General features: G+C 61.2%; 16 protein-coding genes. 4 read left to right on the top strand and 12 right to left on the bottom strand.

The genetic code is table 11. The features are described from left to right. Positions 1-27: 27 nt before the first annotated feature. A complete protein-coding gene (locus tag OKW40_RS33920) occupies positions 28-1548 on the bottom strand; it encodes a mannose-1-phosphate guanylyltransferase/mannose-6-phosphate isomerase (protein ID WP_429493492.1) in 1521 nt (506 codons plus the stop codon). Between the two features lie 634 nt (positions 1549-2182). Between OKW40_RS33920 and OKW40_RS33915 the strand changes: the two genes are divergently transcribed. After that, complete coding sequence (locus tag OKW40_RS33915; protein ID WP_429493491.1) at positions 2183-3490, top strand: O-antigen ligase family protein; 1308 nt, start codon at positions 2183-2185, stop codon at positions 3488-3490. Here the strand turns inward: OKW40_RS33915 and OKW40_RS33910 are convergent. From OKW40_RS33910 to OKW40_RS33885, 6 genes are all read right to left on the bottom strand, one after another. Beyond that, positions 3466-4656: a glycosyltransferase family 4 protein gene (locus OKW40_RS33910; RefSeq protein WP_184039594.1), complete on the bottom strand. Its 1191-nt coding sequence runs from the start codon at positions 4654-4656 to the stop codon at positions 3466-3468. The genes OKW40_RS33915 and OKW40_RS33910 overlap by 25 nt on opposite strands. A gap of 51 nt (positions 4657-4707) precedes the next feature. Further along, positions 4708-6024 (bottom strand): lipopolysaccharide biosynthesis protein, encoded by a 1317-nt coding sequence (locus tag OKW40_RS33905; protein ID WP_429493490.1) that lies wholly within the window; start codon positions 6022-6024, stop codon positions 4708-4710. Between the two features lie 16 nt (positions 6025-6040). Further along, the gene (locus OKW40_RS33900) at positions 6041-7051 is read right to left on the bottom strand and encodes a glycosyltransferase family 2 protein (protein ID WP_429493489.1); all 1011 of its coding nucleotides are present in this window, start codon (positions 7049-7051) and stop codon (positions 6041-6043) included. 69 nt (positions 7052-7120) lie between these two features. Further along, entirely contained in the window at positions 7121-8578 is a 1458-nt protein-coding gene (locus OKW40_RS33895; RefSeq protein ID WP_429493488.1) for a hypothetical protein, read from the bottom strand. A gap of 18 nt (positions 8579-8596) precedes the next feature. Further along, positions 8597-9712 (bottom strand): glycosyltransferase family 4 protein, encoded by a 1116-nt coding sequence (locus OKW40_RS33890; protein WP_184055793.1) that lies wholly within the window; start codon positions 9710-9712, stop codon positions 8597-8599. 60 nt (positions 9713-9772) lie between these two features. Beyond that, the gene (locus OKW40_RS33885) at positions 9773-12094 is read right to left on the bottom strand and encodes a polysaccharide biosynthesis tyrosine autokinase (RefSeq protein WP_429493487.1); all 2322 of its coding nucleotides are present in this window, start codon (positions 12092-12094) and stop codon (positions 9773-9775) included. Positions 12095-12903: 809 nt separating this feature from the next. On the opposite strand from OKW40_RS33885, the gene OKW40_RS33880 reads away from it, so the two are divergent. After that, positions 12904-13836 (top strand): GlxA family transcriptional regulator, encoded by a 933-nt coding sequence (locus tag OKW40_RS33880; protein WP_184067461.1) that lies wholly within the window; start codon positions 12904-12906, stop codon positions 13834-13836. Positions 13837-13894: 58 nt separating this feature from the next. Then, the gene (locus OKW40_RS33875; RefSeq protein WP_429493486.1) at positions 13895-14911 is read left to right on the top strand and encodes an ATP-grasp fold amidoligase family protein; all 1017 of its coding nucleotides are present in this window, start codon (positions 13895-13897) and stop codon (positions 14909-14911) included. A gap of 152 nt (positions 14912-15063) precedes the next feature. Here OKW40_RS33875 and OKW40_RS33870 read toward each other — a convergent pair whose 3' ends face one another. From OKW40_RS33870 to OKW40_RS33850, 5 genes are all read right to left on the bottom strand, one after another. After that, on the bottom strand, positions 15064-15771 hold the full coding sequence (locus OKW40_RS33870) for a substrate-binding domain-containing protein (RefSeq protein ID WP_429493485.1): 708 nt from the start codon (positions 15769-15771) through the stop codon (positions 15064-15066). A 14-nt stretch (positions 15772-15785) separates the two neighbouring features. Continuing rightward, positions 15786-16469, bottom strand: a complete 684-nt coding sequence (ligK, locus tag OKW40_RS33865; protein ID WP_429493484.1) for a 4-carboxy-4-hydroxy-2-oxoadipate aldolase/oxaloacetate decarboxylase — start codon at positions 16467-16469, stop codon at positions 15786-15788. Between the two features lie 2 nt (positions 16470-16471). Then, positions 16472-17497, bottom strand: a complete 1026-nt coding sequence (locus OKW40_RS33860) for an amidohydrolase family protein (RefSeq protein WP_429493483.1) — start codon at positions 17495-17497, stop codon at positions 16472-16474. Between the two features lie 71 nt (positions 17498-17568). Beyond that, entirely contained in the window at positions 17569-18927 is a 1359-nt protein-coding gene (locus OKW40_RS33855; protein ID WP_429493482.1) for an MFS transporter, read from the bottom strand. Positions 18928-19447: 520 nt separating this feature from the next. Then, positions 19448-19594, bottom strand: coding sequence for a hypothetical protein (locus OKW40_RS33850; protein WP_167368753.1), 147 nt, complete (start codon positions 19592-19594; stop codon positions 19448-19450). Between the two features lie 219 nt (positions 19595-19813). On the opposite strand from OKW40_RS33850, the gene OKW40_RS33845 reads away from it, so the two are divergent. Beyond that, positions 19814-20395, top strand: coding sequence for a cytochrome b/b6 domain-containing protein (locus OKW40_RS33845; RefSeq protein ID WP_187619723.1), 582 nt, complete (start codon positions 19814-19816; stop codon positions 20393-20395). Positions 20396-20398 lie beyond the last annotated feature (3 nt).

Here is a 20398-nt window from a genome sequence, read left to right as displayed (position 1 = left end):
AGGACGTAGCAGGTCGACTCCGTCGCATCAGCCACAACGCCCGTACTTGTCGTCGAAACGAACGATGTCGTCTTCGCCGAGATAAGTACCCGACTGCACCTCGATGATCTGCAGCGGCACGCGGCCCGGATTTTCGAGCCGATGGCGAACACCCAACGGGATATAGGTCGATTCGTTTTCGCCAAGAAGAAACTGCTCTTGCCCGCGCGTGACGTGTGCGGTTCCACACACCACGACCCAATGCTCGGCGCGATGATGATGCATCTGCAACGACAGACGGCCGCCGGGCATCACGACGATGCGCTTCACCTGAAAGCGCTCGCCATGATCGATCGAGTCGTAAAAGCCCCAGGGGCGACGCACTTTTCTGTGCGCATCGGCCTCCGGCGACTTCTCGGCCCTGATCCGCGACACGAGTCCCTTGATATCCTGCACATGCGAGCGATCCGCGACGAGCACCGCGTCGTCGGTCTCGATCACGATCATGTTGTTGGTGCCGACGCAGGCGAGAAGCCTGCCTCCTTGCGAGCGTGCGTAGGTCGCGGTGGCCCCTTCGAACAGCACGCGGCCGCTGGCTGCGTTACCGCAGTCGTCCTTCTCCATCGCTTGCCATACGGCATCCCACGAGCCGAGATCGGACCAGCCTGCTTCGAGCGGCACCACCACGCCGGAAAACGCCGACTCCGGTTTGCCAAGCTGTTCCATCACCGCATAGTCGATCGAGTCGGACGGCGAACCCAGGAACCCCTCGGCGTCCGGCATGATGCATTCTTCAGTCTTCTTCGCGTCGCGGTATGCCTGAACGCAGGCCGCGTGCATGTCCGGCTGAAACTGCTCGATGATGGAGAGCCAAACCGACGCTCGCACGACGAAGATGCCGCTATTCCACCAGTAATTGCCCGACGCGACGTACTGGGCCGCGAGTTCCGTCGCGGGCTTCTCGACGAAGCGCTCGATGCGGCGCGCGCCGTCTGGCAACGCGTCGCCGAGCCGGATATAACCGAAGCCCGTGTCGGGCCGTTCGGGCGGTACGCCTAGCGTGACGATCGCGCCGTCGCGTGCATGCCTCGCGGCGATGTCCAGCGCGTGGTGAAGCGCTTCAAGATTCGCGATCGCATGGTCGGCGGGCATTGCGACCAGAATGGCGTCTTCGTCTTCCGCGCATGCCGTCAACGCGGCAAGCGTCAATGCCGGCGCCGTATCGCGACGCGCGGGTTCGACCACGATCCGCGCGGTCACGCCGATCTCGCGCGCCTGCTCGTAAGTGGCGAAATAATGCTCGGTTCCGCAGACGATCACGGGATCGGCCGCGACGTTCCATGCGCCATCAAAACCCGCCATGCGCCCCATGGTTGCTTGCAGCAAAGTCTGATTGCCGATCACGTCGATCAGTTGTTTTGGAAACTGTTCGCGCGACACCGGCCACAACCGGGTGCCGGAACCACCGGCGAGAATCACCTGCACGAGCGTCGGCAACTCCGCCTCGGCAGAATCCTGTCGTATCGTTTCGACATCCGCTGCGGCTGCTGCCGCGGTAACCTTGCCCATCGCTCACTCCTTCGCATTGAAACCGGCTCGGGAACGCGTTTCCCTCGAGGACACCGCATAACGCGGTGTGCCGCGATCCACGCAAATACCGTCTGATGTGATTCATGACAGGGCGTGCGCGTCAAACGGACCAGACCAGTAGTTCGGTTCGCAGTGAAAGATGCATGCGCCTACGGCGAATCCGGCTCGATCGGGAAGTACGGAAACGACTGGCCGAATCGCAATGGTCTGCTCGACAACGACGACCGGAAAACGATTGAAACGAAAGATCGAATGCGGCAAACGACCTGCATCGGATCTAGTCGACATCGTGCCCCGATGAATTCATCATAGTTAGACCAGATTGCGACGCAGCCCATCTGGCGCGAAGCGCGGAAGTTTTGGCGGTGCTCGCGGACTGGATTTAACAAGCTTGCGAACGAGCTTGCACTTCTATTGCAGGGCGCACGATTGGAAATCAGCAGCGACACGTGCTACCGTTTAATGAACGTCCCGTGGCATTCATGTCAAAGATAAACAGCGGTGTGATCCCCGCGCGGCCCACACTGTGAGTTTTCCGCTGTTCCAATCTCGCCATCATCCAGCGCATGGGCACAACCCCAACCGGCGCGCCATTCGTTTTTCTGGAGTTGCAATGGCCTATATTTCGCTAGTCGCACTTTTCCTGACGGTCACGAATTTCGTGCCCATCAGTGCGATCGGCTTTGTCCCGTTGCTATTGCTGGCATGGCGCTTTTACGGCCGCAGTTATCCCGCGTTCATCGCGCCGCTTACCGCTTTCACGGTGCTCGCGACCGTCTCGACGCTGCTCTATGATCCGCAGTCGTTCCTCGACTTCGACTTTTATCGGCGCGACGGCAATTTTTTCATTTCCTATGCGCCCATTTTTGCCGGTTTCGTGTATGCGCACCGCTGGGATCTGCACAAGGTACTGCGTGCGCTGTTCATTTTCGCGGTCGTCATCAATCTGCCGATGTACGTCTACTACATCGCCACGAACGGGCTGTTCAGCATCTTCGTTAATCCGGCCGACAGTTTCGGCAGCTACTTCATTGCGCGCAACGCAGCCGGCGGCTTCCTGGCGATGCTGTTCTGTCTCGGCATAGCGTGCTACCTGCAAAAACGCAGCAAGCTGCTGATCGCGCTGCTCGCCTGCAATGTGCTGATGCTGTTTTCGACCTACAGCCGTGGCTCGCTGCTTGGCGCGGCGGCCGTTCTGCCCTATCTGTACTTTGGCCGCAAGCGCTGGATGCTCGGCACGCTGATAGCCGTGCTGCTGCTAGCCTCGGTCGCCGTCGCGATCTACCATACCCAGCCGAACGTCGACTACATGGGCTATACGTTCGCGATTCACGCCAATGACGCCAAGGTCAACAACCTCGACATTCGCTACGAGTGGTTGTGGCCGCGAGCGCTCGCGTATTTCGTGCAAAGCCCGCTCGTCGGTCTCGGCTTCGGCTCCTTCGACGACCACATCGGCAGCCTCACCTCGTACTTCCATCTGTTCGCGGTGCCGTCCGACATAGTGATCGAGCACAGCGACTCGCACGCTCACAACTCGTATCTGAATATCCTCGCCGAGCTCGGCGTAGTGGGCTTGACGCTGATCCTCGCGTTCTTCTGGAGACTGATCGAGTGGAGCAGGCAGGGGGCGGCGTATGCCGCGTTGGTCGAGGGCGGCCGCCAGTTCGCGGCGTTCCGCTTCGTGGAGATTTCGTCGGTTTGCCTGCTGGTGATGTCGGCAACCGAGCATCGGCTCGTTTCGCCGTCGAATGTATTGATTCTTTCTCTGGTGATCTCGCTGCTGCTAGCCGCGCGTCCGCTGGCGGCCACCGCATTCAGACCCGGCCCGCGCGGAGCGCGCAAGGCGGGCATCGTGGGCACGCGAGCTGCGCAGCCCGTGCCCCAGCGCCCGACTCAGGGCGTAACGTCGGCAAGATGACGTTCTTCGGCCGGTAGCGACTGACTCGGCGCATAGGGAAGAAACTGTTCGACGCACGCATACGGGAGCCGCGCGTCGACGAAGCCCATCAGGGCCTTCTTGAAGTTCTCCGACGAGAACCGCTCGGCATTCTTGCGGCACACGCGTGCGTCGAATAGGGCTGCGTTGCTCTCGAACCGGGTAACGGCTTCGAGCAACGACGCGGTGCTTTGCTCACCGAAGAAAACCCCGGTGGGTCGCTCGAGCGGCAATCCCACCACCGATTCAAGCGCGCCACCGCGGCCGAAGGCGATCACCGGCGTGCCGCATGCCTGCGCTTCGACCACCGAAATGCCGAAGTCTTCTTCCGCCGCGAACACGAACGCGCGCGCGCGCCGCAAATGATCGACCAGCACATCGGACGGCTGATGCCCGAGAATCTGGACGTTGTCGCCGGCCACCGCTTTGATCTTCTTCATCTCGGGACCGTCGCCGATCACGACCAGCTTGCGTTCAGGCGTTTGCGAAAAGGCCTGAACGATCAGATCGATACGCTTATAAGGCACCATCCGCGACGCCGTCACGTAGAAATCCTCTTTCTCTGTACCAATAGGCATGTTCACCAGGTCGACCGGCGGATAGATCACGGTCGATTCGCGCTGATAGGCCTTTCTGATACGCCGCGCAATGAACTGAGAATTCGCGACGAGATGATCGACGCCGTTCGCGGAGCGCGAATCCCAGCCTCGAATGTAATGAAGCAGCACGCGCGCCAACGCGGAGCGCAGCCCTGTGTCGAGATGGGATTCACGCAGGTACTGATGTTGCAGATCCCACGCATAGCGGATCGGCGAATGAATGTAGCTGATATGCATCTGGTTCGGCCCGGTCAACACGCCTTTCGCGACCGCGTGCGAGCTCGAAATGACGAGATCGTAGCCTGACAGATCCACCTGCTCGATCGCAATCGGCATCAACGGTAGATAGGCGCGGTATCGTCTTCGCGCAAACGGCATCTTCTGGATGAATGACGTGTTGACGGACTTCCCCTTCACGCAATCGCGGTCTTCGAGAAAATCGACAATCGAAAAGACATCCGCATCCGGGAAGCACTCGATGATGTTCTTCAATACTTTCTCGGCGCCGCCGGACACTACCAGCCAATCGTGGACAATAGCGACTTTCACTTCGACCTCCTGTGACAATCCATCCAAACTCCCACACACCCACGCGCCACTTCAATCGTCCTTTGCGCCGCCCGCCTGCGTACTAAGCCCGCACACCACCCGCACCCGCTCGAGCGCGCGCTCGGCGCCGGGCAACAGCCCGACCAGTTCGAGGCGAATCAACACGCTGAGCAGCGTCACCGACAGCGCCGCTTCGCCGATCACCCGAGCAGAGGCCATGCCAATCGCGCCAAAACGCGGCGCGAGAACGAGCGCCGCTGCGAGATTGACCAGCGCCGAGGCGACGCCGGCCATCGCGAGCACCCGGTCTTTCCTGCGCGGCACGAATACATAGAGCGCGACGAACTCGTTGAAAGCCGCGAACGGGAACATCCATGCAAACACCTGCAGCACGTGCACGCTCGGCTCGAACGCGGCGCCGAGAATCAGCGGCAACACGAAAGGCGACAGCGTCAACGCGCCGCACAGCACGAGCACGCCATAGCCGAGCAGCAAGATGGCGCCGCGCCGCGTCGTGACATGCGCGCCCGCCTTGTCGCCCTGCGCGAGTTGCCGGGTTATCGTCGGAATAAAGACTTGCGCCGCCGGAGCCATCAGGCTGAGTCCGATCGTCGCGAAACGCTCGGCGGCGCCGAAATAGCCGACCTCCGCGGGCGTCGAGAACAAGCTCAGCAAATACGTCGACGATGCCGTCAGCACGACGGAGCCGGACGAATAGCAGAACAGCATCGTCGACCTGCGCACGAGCGGCAGGACGCCGGCAAACGCCAGACGCGGCCAGCCGAGTTGCCACGTCGTCAAACCGTAGGCAATGATCAAGGACGCGATACCCGCAATCAGCAAACTCGCCAACACCCATACGGCATCGTTCGGTCCTTTGACGAGAGTCAGCACCAGCACGAGACTCAGCGCGAAGCCGAACACTTCGATCATGATCGGCGTTCGAATGTGTTGCCGCCCCTGAAACAGCCAGCCGAGATTGCATGCCGACACGATACCTAGCAAGGTCGCGAGCAGGCCGATCAGCGGCCGCTCCGACAGTAACGGTGAACAGAACGTCGCAATGATGCCGATGCCCGCGCCGATCACGGCGAGTGTCAGCCGCGCGCTGACATGCAGCGAATAGATCGCATTGCATTCCTGGGTCGACTGCGCTTTCGCCACCTCGCGCATGCCGACGAAGGTAAAGCCGAAGCCGACGAGCATCCATATCACGTTCATCAGCGACATCGACGCGAGTACCCGGCCGTATTCGGCCACGCCGAGCACCCGGCCATAGAACGGCACGACGATCAGGAGGTACACGTACCTCATGAAATAACCGGCGTAAACAAATACGATCAGGTTGGCGCTCGTTCGTCTATCCATGCCGTCCTCCTTCGCCTCAGCGTCCTGCGACGCGACGGCGCGCGAGCGGGTTCGCGATATAACGCACCGCGAAATCCGACAGCGGCGAATAAGGCACGAGACACAGGCTCGACAGTACGAGCGTGCCGAGCTTCTTCTTCAGGCTCCAGAACGGATTTGCAATGATCGTGTGCAGATAGTTGCGCGAATGGAGGATCATCCAATGCCAACGCCGGAACAGGGTCGCGCGATAAACGGAAGAGCAGAATGTCGCTTTCTCGTGTGAGAAGTCGAGAAATGTTGCCGGTAGTTCTATGTCGAGCCGATCTTTGGCGATATTGCGCAGAATGGCCCAGCGCATGTTGAACGCGCGCGGTGCTTTCGTCAGTTGTTCCGAGTTCGCGAACGACACCGTTTCACTGCCCGCGTTATGCACCCGGTAGCCGCCTAGCGACTTCGACACGGTAGCGATCGGTCCAGCCAGCGCGACGCCATAGATCGCATAAAAGTCCGCGCCATAGCGATTCACGCCCTCTTCGGGAACCGGGAAGATCTGCTTGAGCGCGCTCACCCGGTAAGCATTGCCAGACGCGGGCGGGGACGGATAGAGCCACCCGCCGCGCAGCAGCCTGCCGCAGTCGTGTGGCGGCTCGCTATTCGGCACATAGGCGCCCGTCAATGCGCCTTCGTTGTCCATCACGTCGAGCCGGAATTGCACCTTGGCCCACTCGCCGCCCTCGAAAAAGCGCATGACTTCGGTAACCGCGGATGGGTACAGCACGTCATCGGAATCGAGAAGGATCACATACTCGGTGGTGAGCGACGCGATTGCATGGTTGTAGGCGGATACTTGCCCGCCGTTTTTCTTGCACAACGTCAGTACGCGATCGCCATAGCTTTCGATGATCGCGCGCGAACCGTCGGTCGAGCCATCGTCGACGACCATGACGGTGGTCGCCGGATAATCCTGCGCGAGCGCCGAGTCGATCGCCGCGGCCAGATAGTGCTCGTAGTTGTAATTGCAAATCGCAATGGTGACCTGCTTCATGATGTGTCAACGCTATTTGTCAGGTTCGATCCGCCGGCTCCCGGCGGTCGTCATGCTCGCGAAATATCGCTATGCCACTGCCTGCGTCACACGACGCACCACGAGATAAGCCAGATGTTTGGGCGGATTATTACCAGCGCCGTTCACCCGGTCGGGTACCTTGAATCGCACGTTCATCAAATCGTTGTCCCAACTCGATGCAACCTTGTCCGCTGCGCTCTCCTCGCCGCTCAGCGCATCGATGAAATCGACCTGCACCGCGTGCGAGCGCAGCGGCTGCAGCCCGCCGATGGAAATGTTCTGCCAGCCCGCGCTGCTGCTCACCTGCATCACGAGGTCGTTGCCGGAAAGCAAGGCTTTTGCAGCAACACCCGGACCGCATTGCAGCGGCTTCGAAAAACTCGCCAGATGCCCGCCCGCTGTTTGATGCAACACGACCAAGCTTCGACCGGAAACGTTGTAGGTTCGTTCAGGCGGACCGGGATGCGTGAGACGAAAAGGTTCATAGCCGTCCCAGTGATAGATCATCGACAGGTACTTGTTCGGGTCGTCCCAATTCCTGCCGAGCGCCCACACCGCGAAGTCGAAGAAATAACGCGGCAAATAGTGCGGGTCTTTCATGTACTCGTTGCCGATCTCCGTTTGCCAGATGCCGCGCGCGGGACCGTTCTTCACATATTGCTGGTACAGCGATTCCATATCGGCAACCGGCAAGTAGTGCGTGTCGATGTAGTCGACCCAATCGAGCATGCGCTCTTTCAAGACCGGACTGCGATATTCGAGCCAGCGGTGGAAGTTATCGAGGCCGCCCTGGTCCGGCCAGCCGCCATACACCACATACGCGCGATAACTGCGAATGATGCGGGCCGCCGGAATATGAATCCGCTCGACGTAATCCTGCATCGCGCGTTCGTACGGTTTCGAGCGTTTTTCGTCCTTGCTGAACTCCGGGCCGTGCCAGAACACGGACTGAGGCAAGCCGCCGGACAATTTGCCGGCCGCCTCGTTCCAGATCTGGAAATAGCGCAGGTTATAAGGCGGCGCCGAATACTTTCGCACCACCGCGTCGACATACTGCTTCCACACATCCACGTCGACGGGTGCCGAATTGCTGTCGCCCGGCACAGTCGCATTCCATCTCGGCGTATAGCCGAGCACCAACAGCGAACCGATTCCATTGCGTTCGTTTCGCAACAGTGCCGACGGCAGATCGACATCGAACGCCGAGCTCGTTTTGTCGATGCGCATCGCCTCACCGGGCCGATCAGGTTGACCAGGGCCGACCGTGTCACGGCCCCAGCTAATGCCCATCGCTCGCCACATCTCGATGTCGGCTTCCGATCCGGCCCAGCCGTTCGTGCCGATCAGATCGGTCATCATGCGGGCGCGCGCGTTCGCGGGCGCTGGGTCCGGTACCAATGCGAGAGCGGGCCTGACAGTCGACAACGGCGCGGCCGCACCCGCCGCCAACGCGGCGAGTGTGCGCAATGCACGTCTTCTGCCAGCACGGGTCTTCATGCGATCCATGTTCGTGCCCACCCATCGCTAGCTCGCGGACGCGCGCGGCGTCAGTTCGGGCAGCCGCTCGCCAGTCTTGACATCGAGGATTTCGAGCACCGTTTGCGCCGCGCGCTCCCAGCGAAACTCGCGCGCATGCAGCAGCCCCGCGCTGCGATAACGTTGGCGAAGATCGGCGTCGCTCATCATCTGCGCGATCTTTGCGGCGATGTCGTCCGCGGAGGTCGCGTCGCAGTACATGGCGGCATCGCCGCATGCTTCCGGTATCGACGTGCGCGCCGACGCGATCACCGGACAGCCGCAATACATCGCTTCCAGAGGCGGCAGGCCGAAACCTTCGTATAACGACGGAAACACGAGGCAGCCAGCGCTCTCGTACAGTGCCTTCAGTTCCGCGTCCGAGACGAAACCTGCCCACACGACCTGCCGCGAATGCACAGGATGCTCGACGCCTGCACCGCTGAAGATGCGCGGATACTGTTTTCCCACGATGACGAATTTGACGTCGCGCAGATGCCCGAGCCGCACGATCGCATCGAGCACGCCGCGCAGATTCTTGCGCGGATCGAGACTGCCGACGATCACGCAATAGGCGTCCTTGTTCAATTCGAGCCGTTGCAGCACCGATGGGTCGGCAACGATCCGGTCGAAATGATCCGCGCCGGGCGCCACCACTTTCACACGCGATTCGTCGATTTTCAGGTGATGGCAGATCCGCATTTTCGAAAACGTCGAGACCGTCAGAACGATCGGATGCGTGCGCGGCAAGAGCGCGAAACAAATGCGATACCAGAGCCGGAATTTCCTCGAAAAGCCTTGCGGCATGTCAAGGACGGCCATGTCGTGAACCATCACGACCTGACTGTGCTTGAACAGCGGGTTCGTATTGCACAGACTCAGCAGCGTGATGCCGCGTGCGGCGACTGGCAGCGTGATCTGCTCCCACAGCGTGCCGCGCAGCCACGGAAAGCGCCGTTGCGGTTTGAGCAGCGCCCCCGGCTCGACGGCGTTTTGCGGCACGAACACTTCCGGTTCGTCACCGGGCGCGGCGCGCATCTGCATGGCCCGCGTCAGCTCATACGCAACGCGTTGAACCCCCGTGATGGACTGAGAAGTAAACTTTCCGTTGATTGCAAAGGCCATCTGGTTCTCCGTTTTACGCCATCGCGAACGCGCTTTACCGCGGTTGGGGTCTCCACACGCTCAGGCGCCCCGCGGCGCTTGCTGTCCAACGTCGTTTTCGCCGAAATCGCTGGCATAGTTCGTTTCGTAGCCATAGTTCTTCGTGCTTCGACGCAGCGGAATGCCGTTGAACACCGCGCCCGCGATGCGCCCTTCCGCGCGTTCCACCTTTCTGAGCGTGTCGGCGATCTCCTCCTCGCTTTGCATGCCCGAGCGCAGCACGAGCAGAGACGCGCCCGCCTCGTTCGCGACGATCGAGGCGTCGGTGACCGCGAGGAAAGGCGGCGTATCGATGATCACCAGATCGAACTGGCTCGACAGCCGCTCGAGCACATCCTTCAGGTGCGGCCGCATCAGCAGCGCGGCGGGGTTCTCCGGGCGCACGCCGCATGACAGGAACGTCAATCCTTCGATGCGGGTCGAGCGCAGCGCATTGCGGAGCGGCAGGCGTTCGGACAGTACTTCGGAAAGGCCTCCACGATTGCTCTCGTTGAATAGCGAGGCGAGATGACCGCGTCGCATGTCGGCATCGATCAGCACCACCCGTGAGCCGATTTCAGCGTGCAGGATCGCCAGATTCGCCGCGACGAAGCTCTTGCCGGCCGATGGGGTGGGCCCGATGATCATCACGATGTTGTTGCGTGCATGCGCGAGATCGCGCGTGACGGCGGTCCGTACGCTGCGCAGCGCTTCGACCGACGTGTCGTGCGGAAAGCGCGCGGCGAGAATCCTGTTCTGGACGCCGGAATCGAACTGAATCTCGTGCAGACTCTTCTGCATCGGCGGATGGCCGCGCCCGGCTGCGGCCGGCAGCGATTTGCGCCCTGCGGTCGCATCGCGGTCGAGCAGCAGTTGCTGATGGCTGAACAGAATCTCGCCAAACACTGGCACGCTCATCTGGCGCTCGACATAGCGCGGGTCGGTCACGCCGATCATCACGTGGCGGCGCATGAAGACCAACGCGACGCCGGACACGATACCGAGCACCAATCCGCCGCCGAGCACGAGAATCGGCTGTGGCATGACCGGCATATGCGGTCTGATCGCGCGATCGAGAATATGCGCGCCGCCCGTCGTGCTGGCGCGGCGCACCTGCAATTGCTCGGCCTTCTGCACCATGCCGAGATACACCGTTTCCGCGACCTTCTGAGCGCGGATCAGATCGACGCTCGCGCGTTCCGACGCGGGCATGCCGTTGAAATGGTCGGAGAATTTCGCTTTCGCTTCTTTTAATTGCGCCAGTTGCTCGTCGACGTTCTGCACCCAGCGGCTCTGTCCCGTATAGCGCTCGAGCATTTGCGTGCGCTGCAATTGCAGCGCCGCGATCTGCTTGTCGAGATCGAGGCCGCCCTGCAAATAGGCTTGCGCCTCGTTGGTCGGCTGCATCGATTGCGAGCGCGACCGGAAGTTCTTCAGCGCTTCCTCGGCTTTTCGCAATTCGCCGAGTAGACGCGGGAGTTCGCCGTCAATAAACGCGAGCGTCTGCGTGTCGTTCGCTTGCCGGCTCGCCACCGCGGATGCGAGGTATTGCTCTCCCAATGCATTGGCGACGGCCGCGGCTTTGTCCGGACTCTTGTCGCGGTACTGGATTTGCATCAGCCCAGAGTCTTTCACCTTGTCGCCAATCTTGACGAGACTGGTGAAGCGCTTGATGGCATCGAGCTCATTCCAGCGGATCACCTCGAACTTCGTGCCCGGCCGCGCAGCGAGTTCCTTCACGAGCATCGACACGCCGTTCTGCTTGAGCGGCATGCCGACCGTGCCACTCGCCAGCAACTCGCCGGACGGGCCGTGCAATTCGAAGGCGCCATTGTCGAGCGCGGTCAAGGTCAGCTTCTCTTCCTCGAGTTCGCGCGGCACGTCGAGCGCGGCGATTTGCACACGCTCGCCGCCCCATGCAAACGATTTCAGCCCGAGCCACGGCGCCGCGGGCTGTCCCGGTGTAGCGAATTTTTCGGCGATGTCGCCGAGAACCGGAAGCTTGTGCGGCTTCACCGAAATGTCGAAACGGAACTGGTCCATCACCGGCTGCAAAACTGCACGGCTTTCCATGACCGCCATTTCGGTTACCGACGACGGCGTCGGTGGCGGCAACAGTTCCTGGTTCTGCAACGCGAGTCCGAGGGCATTTGGCTCGGGTGGGTCCACGCGAATGATTACGTCAGCGGAATAGATAGGCGTGGCGATCAGAAGATACGCGACCGCGAACGTGAGGACGACGACCGTCGTCACCACGATCTCCCAGATGTGGTCGCGCATTAGCGTGAGCATCGCGCGGGCACTGAGTTGTCTACGCTCGGTATCAACAGCGGGATAGAGCGAGTTTTGCGGATAGTAATCCACCGGTCTGATCCTTGCAGGTTGATGAAACAAAACGATCGGCGATCGCTTTGCGTCGCCACGTCGCTATTTATGCCGCCGGCCGGATAGACCCTCGATTGGCTGGCAGCACGGCGAAGCGACGTGCTGTGTCGGGTTAGGTCGGGGAGCCGTGTTCGGGACCTCTCGAACCACGGAAGGCTACACAGCTATTGCTTATCCACCGCGGTATTGCCGATTGTTCTTCTCACGAATCAGCAAATGCGAAGCCCGCCATTCACGTAATCCGCGATTGACAATTTCTCTCTCGATGTTGCGCTGAAGCATAGTCCGCAAAGGATCGAGGCATTCGCCGGCGGCCCAAAGTAGGGTGCTATTGGCCGATAATGCGGAGCCTTTTACAAATGAAACAGAAGCCGGAAAGGCTTGTTGCGATCTGCAATTGCTGTAACAGAGTAATACGACAGGCATCGTACATCGCGACAGAACGCCAATTGCACGGCTCAAGTGCCAGGAATGCCCTTGTTATCCCGCGAATCGCGCCGAATCCAAGCCACTCGGCGCATTCCGCCGATGCCCCAGCACTGCGCTTGCAAGAATCGCGCTAATTGATCTGGAAAAAAATTCCGTGCAACGTTAATTAGTAGCACGCATTTCTGCGAATAGCGAGGTAAGAATTTCTTGAATCCTGACGATTACGCCAAAACACCCACGCATGCCGGCCAAGCTCGTCTCGCCCAAATCGATGCGCTAATCTCAATGCGTAGATTTTCCTGACTGGAGAAGCTCGCGTGATGAAGCACATTGGTCTATTCGTCTTTCAGGATTGTTCGATGGCAAGTACCGGCGCGATCGGCGACGCGTTCCGGCTTGCCAATGAGTTCAAGAGAACGGCTGGCGAAGAGGCGCCATACCGGTTTACCGTGGTATCCGACGGCGGCGGTCTGGTGACCAGTTCGTCCGGCATATCGATCTGGACGCAAGGCCTCGAACGCTACTGCCTCGCTGATTTCCACGCGCTCTTCGTGGCCTGCCGCGACGTCACCGAAGTCGCGGAATCCAACGACCGCTTTCTGTCGTGGATCTCGCTGCAAGGATCGATTGCATCTTTCGGCATGCAACAGGGTGCGAATCTCGCGGTCGTCTGCAACGATCCGCTGCAATCGATCGTGCCGATTTTTCTGTTCGACGACAGCGGTGACGCCGCGCGCACGCAAAGCAATGTGACGCCGACCGATCTCGCGCTCGCGCAGATCGAACGCGACATCAATACCGACACTGCCCGCAAGATCGGCCGCATCCTGCAAACCGGCTACGCCGAGAAAAGCCGCTCCGAGTTCGACGACGTCAACATCACGACGACGACGGAGAAGATTCGCGAATCGGCGCGCTGGATCAAGGAAAACTACAGCAAGGCAATTTCGGTTGCGCAGGCGGCCGAATCGGTGGCGATGAGCAAGCGCAATTTCCAGCGCCGCTTCAAATGCGAGTTCGGCATGACGCCGCTGGAGTATCTGCTGCGCACACGCTTCGAGATCGTTCGCTCGATGCTGAAGAACACCGATCTGCCGGTCGACAAGATTGCGCGCCGCTGCGGAATGGGCGACGGTAATCGGCTTGGGCGGCTATTCAAGGAGCGCTATGGCATGTCGCCGACGCAATTCCGCGCGCAACAGCATGTGGATGCGGACGAACGCTGGCTGACGCCGGAGGAAAGCTGGAGTGCCGCGACCGAGATGTTGCGGCAAGCGCCGCTGACGCTTTGATTTCAATTCCCGTTACTCCGAGGACGACTCGTCGACTCGACCGCAAAGGGATTAGAACATGACGATCATCAAATCCGCCGAACTGGCCGCGCAGGATGCGGCCGTCGCGCCGAAAAACATGGCCTCCCTACAGTCCGGTGACAGTGCTCTGGCCGCGCCCTGCCGGCAGCCGGGCTTGCACACCGGTGCGCATGCGGCGCACGGGCAATCGCCATCTGCCGCGAGAAAAATCAAGGAAGCGGCGAAAACGCTATTGCCGGACGCCCTTTTCCTAAGCCTGTTACATCACAAATGCATTGGCCGCTATCCGAACCTGATTCGTCCGGTGACGTTCAATGAGAAGATCCTGCAGCGCAATCTTCATCCTGATCCGCGCTATATCGACCTGACCGACAAGCTTCTGGTGCGGGAATATATTGCCCGGAAAATCGGCGACAAGCATTTGATACCGCTGATCGCAGTGCCCGATGCATTCACGCCCGAAGTGTTCGACGCACTGCCGGATGCTTTCGTAATGAAAGCCAATCACGGCAGCAGCTACGTCGAAGTGGTGAGAAACAAATCAGAGACACCGTTCGAGAAGCTGAAGAAGCTCGCCGACCAATGGTTGCGCACCGAATTCTATTACGTTGGGCGCGAGCGGCACTATCGGACGATCGAGCCGCGCGTTTTCTTCGAGCAGTTGCTGCTCGATCGGCGCGGCCAGATTCCGGCGGATTTCAAAATGCACTGCTTTGGCGGCCGTCCTGGCGGGCCGATCATCTATATCCTCGTGATCTCGGATCGATTCGGCAACGCGACGCACGGCGACGTGTACGACGCTGACTGGAATCACCTCGATATCGCAATCGGCGACTACAAGCGCAGCGCGTTGCCCGCTCCGCGCCCGCCGCATCTACAGGCCGTGCTCGATGTCGCGGCCCGTCTGTGCGAAGACTTCGACTATGTGCGCGTCGACCTGTATGCGCCGGACGACCTCGTTTATTTCGGCGAACTTACATTTACGCCCGGCGCGGGCGTGCTGCCCTTCACACCGGACAGTATCGATTACGAGTGGGGCAAGCTGCTGGCTTGAATCCGCTTTCATTCGTAGCGTTTTGCGTCCGCCATCCGATCGGGCGTGCCGGTCAGCGCTTTCAGCGTTTCGAAGCCGAGCGTGCGCTCGCGCAAAGAGATGGAGGCGGAAAAGGCAAGGACACAAGCCTGGGCGGCGAGCGCCGCCCGCCATCAAGCCGGCGACATGCCGTTTTGCAGCTTTGCGCCGTCGGCCTCGCGCGAGGCCAGAAACGCAAGCAACGCCTGGGCTGCTTCACGCTGGCGCGCCACCGTGCAGATCGCGGCGGTGAAAGTCGTGGTGGACTGGGTGGCGGCCGGAAGCTCGCCGAGCACGTCGATGCCCGCCACGTGAATCAATTCGCTCATCTGCTGAAAGCCGAGCGCGACTTCTCCGCGCGCGACGAGCGTGCCGACCGGCACACCCGGCGGCGCCTTCACGATACGCGAAGCGATCTGCCCGGCAATGCCCCAGCGTTCGAACAGCTTCAGTAGATGCGTGCCGCTCGGCCCCGTCGAGTAACCGATACTGCGCGCACCGAGAATCGCGTCGCGCAGCGCTGCTTCGGACGCGATGTCCGGGTGCGTTTCTCCGGCCGCGACCGCGACCGCGATGCCCGAGCGCGCGAGTCCGACGCGGCTCGCCGCCTCGACACAACCCGTCACCTCGAGCCGCTCGATCGCGTCGGCGGCAAGCACGACGATGTCGAAGACTTCGCCATCCTCGACCCGGCGCGCCGCATCGACGCCGCCGACCGATTCGATCGCGACGCCCTGCCCCGCGCGCCGCTCGTAGAACGCGGCGAGTTCGGCCAGCACCTGGCGCGTGGCCATCGACGAAATGCCGGTGAGCGGCGCGCGCGCGGCTTGATCGTTGATCATTGCGACCACGCCTGTCAGTCCTTGTAACGCAGTCCGGCCTGCTCGAGCGGCCCGCGCATGTTGTACATGTCGAGACCGAGCACCCCGGAGGCGAGTTTCGCGCGCTTCCCGGCTTCATTGGCCTCGCGCGCCGCAGCCTTGTCGAGCACGGCTTGCGCGGCGGCCGCCGGCACCACGACCACGCCGTCCTCATCGGCAACGACGACGTCGCCCGGTGTGACCAACGCACCCGCGCACACGACCGGAATGTTCACCGAGCCGAGCGTCGCCTTGACCGTGCCTTTCGCGGAAATGGCCTTGCTCCAGACCGGGAAGTTCATTTCGCTCAGCACGCTGACGTCGCGCACGCCGGCGTCGATGATCAACGCATGCGCGCCGCGCGCCTTGAAGCTCGTGGCCAGCAGATCGCCGAAGTAACCGTCGGTGCTCTGTGCGGTGACGCCGGCGACGACGACGTCGCCCGCCCGGATCTGTTCGGCCGCGACGTGCAGCATCCAGTTATCGCCCGGTTGCAGCAGCACCGTGACGGCCGTGCCGCTCGCGCGCGCGCCGGTATAGATCGGGCGCATATACGGTTGGAGCAGGCCCGTGCGGCCCATCGCTTCATGCACGGTGGCCGAACCGAGCGCGCCGAGTTTCGCTGCCACCTCCGCATCCGCGCGCTGGATGTTGCGATAGACGACTCCGATTTCATACATGATCACAGCCCCTTCGTTTTCAGCAACGCGTCGAGACGCGGATAGACGCGCCGCGCGTTACCTTCGTAGATCTTGTAGCGCTGCTCCGGATTCATATCCGCGGCTTCGACGTAGCGCTTCGTGTCGTCGAAATAGTGACCGGTTTCCGGATCGACGCCGCGCACCGCGCCGATCATTTCGCTCGCGAACAGGATGTTGTCCACGGGAATCACGCGCGTGAGCAGGTCGATACCCGGCTGATGATAGACACAGGTGTCGAAGAACACGTTGTTCAGCAGATGGTCTTTCAGCAAGGGCTTTTTCAGTTCCTGCGCGAGGCCGCGGAAACGACCCCAGTGATACGGCACCGCACCGCCGCCGTGCGGAATCACGAAACGCAGCGTCGGGAAATCGCGAAACAGGTCCGAGGTCAGGCATTGCATGAACGCGGTGGTATCCGCATTCAGGTAGTGCGACCCGGTGGTGTGGAAGCACGCGTTGCAGCTCGTGCTCACGTGAATCATCGCGGGAATGTCGTACTCGACCATCTTCTCGTAGATCGGATACCAGGAACGGTCCGACAACGGCGGGCTGGTCCAGTGGCCGCCCGACGGATCGGGATTCAGGTTGATCGCGACATTGCCGTACTGCTCGACGCATTTGACGAGTTCAGGAATACAGGTGGCCGGATCGACACCCGGACTTTGCGGCAGCATCGCGGCCGGCACGAAGTTCTCGGGAAACAGCCGGCTCACGCGATAGCACAGTTCGTTGCAGATCGCGGCCCACGTGCTCGAGATTTCGAAGTCGCCGATGTGGTGCGCCATGAAGCTCGCGCGCGGACTGAAGATCGTCAGATCGAGGCCGCGCTCGCGCATCAGTTTCAACTGGTTGTTTTCGATCGACTCGCGCAGCTCGTCGTCGCTGATCTGCAATTCCGACCCCTGCGGCATCCCGGAAGGACTCTTGATGCCTGCGATCTGGCGGTTACGCCACGTCTCCAACGCTTTCGGCGCGGTGGTGTAGTGTCCGTGAATGTCGATGATCACCGTGATTCCTCAGTAGATGAATGTATCCAGCGGCGCCCGCGAAACGCACGCGCGCCGCGTTGCCTCACGCCTCAATGCGCGATATTCGGCTGCGCCACCGTTTCGGCGCCGCCCACACGCTGGCTCACCAGGATGGCGATAGCGGCGAGTGTGGCGGGGATCGCGAGCATCGCCAGGATCGCGCCGAACTGCCAGCCGAAGCCGAGCAGCGCGCCGCCGATCGCCGAGCCGAAGATACTGCCGAAGCGGCCCATGCCGAGCATCCAGCTCACACCAGTCGCACGCGCAACGGTCGGGTAGCGGCCGGGTGCAAATGCGTTCAGACCGGTTTGCGCGCCGCTCATGCAAAAGCCCGCGGCAAACACCAGCAATGCAAGCGACGAAGACAGCGCGCCGATGTAGCCGAGCCCGAGCACGCACAGTGCGCCGCCGATATACGCGGCGCTGATGACCGGCGCCGGACGCGCCTTGTCCATGAGCCAGCCGACGAGGATCGCGCCGATCGTGCCGCCGATCTGGAACATCGCCGTGACGTTGGCCGCGGTCGTGACCGACAGACCCGCATCCTTCATCAGCGACGGCAGCCAGCCGGTCAGCAGATAGATCACGAGCAGGCCCATGAAATACGTGACCCACAGCGCGATCGTCATCGAGCCATAGCCTTGCGAGAACAGCACGCCGATCGGCTTGCGCGTGGGCAGCGGCGGTTCGTTCGACACGAACACTTCATTGCCCCCGAAGTGCACGCCGCACACACGGCCAAGCACCTTGCCGATACGCTGCGCGGGCGCGCCGCGCACCGCGAGCAGACGGGCCGACTCAGGCAGCAGCCAGATCTGGAACGGGATCAGCACGAGCGGCAGTGCGCCGCCGAAAATCAGCACCGCGCGCCAGCCGTGAACCGGAATCAGCCAGCCGGCCGCGAAGCCGATCAATGCCGAGCCGAGATTGAAGCCCGTGAACATTACGGTGATCAGCAGCGCGCGCTTGCGTTGCGGTGCGTACTCGGACAGCAGCGTCGTCGAGTTCGGCATCGCGGCGCCGAGACCCACACCGCTGAGCAGACGCAATGCTGCCATCGAAAACGGCGACTGCGCGAACGCAGTCGCGATCGTGAACACGCCGAACAGAAACACCGACGTAATCAGCACCCACTTGCGGCCGATGCGGTCCGATGCCGGACCCGCGAACAATGCGCCAATCACGAGACCGATCGGCGCCGCGCTCATCACGAGTCCGAATTCGGGGCGCGAAATCGCCCAGTCATGAATGATGGAAGGCGCGACGAAACCCATGATCGCGACGTCCATGCCGTCGGCGGTCACGATCAGAAAACACAGCACGACCAATAGCCACTGGTAGGGCGAAATCGACCGTTCGTCGATGAACTTCTTGATATCAATCCTGTTACCGCTGGTAGTACTGGTCATCAAAACTCTCCTGTCTCCTTCATTGGTCTCATCGCGCGCTCGAAGCGGGTAGCTTCGCAAAGTACGCCGACTCCGTCTCCATCGTGCCGATGGGCCCCTACACGGCTTACTCAAATAATTGGCGTGAAGGTACGTTTCGTCCTTCGCGAGCCAAAGCGCGGGTTAACCATAGGGTCGATGCGAGTATCCGCATTCTCAGCGTTCCGCATAGCATCGGCGAAGCCCGTCCGATTCGCGCAAAGCCCCGCTGGACAAGCGTTCAAACCAGAGTCACGGCCCTTCGAAGCGGGCTTTTCGAACGCCTGCTGGCGCACACCCTGATAAACAGAACAGATGAAGCGGGAATGAACTCGCATAGAACGGCAGTGAGACGCCCCGCTTTCCGATCCACGTGGATGCGCCGCGCCGGTAGTGGATTTGCCCCGCGCAAAAAGGGCACAAAAAGAAAAAAGCGGCATGACCGTGCTATGGCCATTCCGCTTCGGGCTGAGCCGGCCTCGCGAGACCGGTTGGTACTGAATTACCGTTGTGCGCTACCCGGCTCAGGGTGCTGCGACACCCCTTCCGCGCTGCAACCTTCGAGCCAGCGTCCGTCCGTAGTCAGGAATGTCGTATGCTGCGTTTCCCATGCGGCGGGACGGCCTTCCTGCGCGATGTGCATCGTCATTGAAAGTCGATAGCAAGAACGAAAAGATTTCAGACACGACGGAATAACCGTCGATCGATCGCGTTACCGCTTCGGGCGCAATGCCAGTCTGACGCTCGCGGCGTACCTCGTCGCCCGATCCTGCCTGCGGCCCCATACCGGCGCCGACGGCATCCCGTTGACGGCTCCCGCGGCACCGGAATGATTGTCAACGAGCATGGAGTGGCCTTGAGGCACAACATGGTTCAACCCGGATGGGTGCGAATTACGCACTGGATCAATGCTGTCGCGGTCGTGCTGATGGTAATGAGCGGCTGGCAGATCTACGACGCGTCGCCGATCTTTCCCGCAATTGAGTTTCCACCTTCGATCACGCTTGGCGGCTGGCTCGCCGGAGCGCTGCAATGGCATTTCGCAGTGATGTGGCTGCTGGTCGCCAATTTCATCGTCTATCTGGCGCTGAATCTGGCGACCGGACGCTTTCGACGCAAGCTGCTGCCTGTCCGGCCGAAACAGTTGGTCGCCGATCTGCTCGCCGCGCTGAGCGGGCGCCTGAAACACGACGACCTCGCGCACTACAACTCGGTGCAAAAGCTCGCCTATCTCGTCGTGATCGCCGACATCCTGCTGATCGTGTTGTCCGGGCTCGCCATTTGGAAGTCGGTGCAGTTCCCGCTGCTGCGCACGCTGATGGGCGGATATGACAACGCGCGCGTGGTGCACTTCATGTGTATGAGCGTCCTGGTGGCGTTTTTCGTCATTCACGTCGCGATGGTTGCGCTCGTGCCCCGCTCGCTGCTGTTGATGCTACGCGGACGGTAAATC

Origin of the sequence: Paraburkholderia sp. RAU6.4a, from assembly GCF_050435625.1 — a bacterium.
Lineage (GTDB): Bacteria > Pseudomonadota > Gammaproteobacteria > Burkholderiales > Burkholderiaceae > Paraburkholderia > Paraburkholderia tuberum.
Note: the sequence above shows the minus strand (reverse complement) of the source record. Positions and strands in the feature narration are given on the sequence as shown.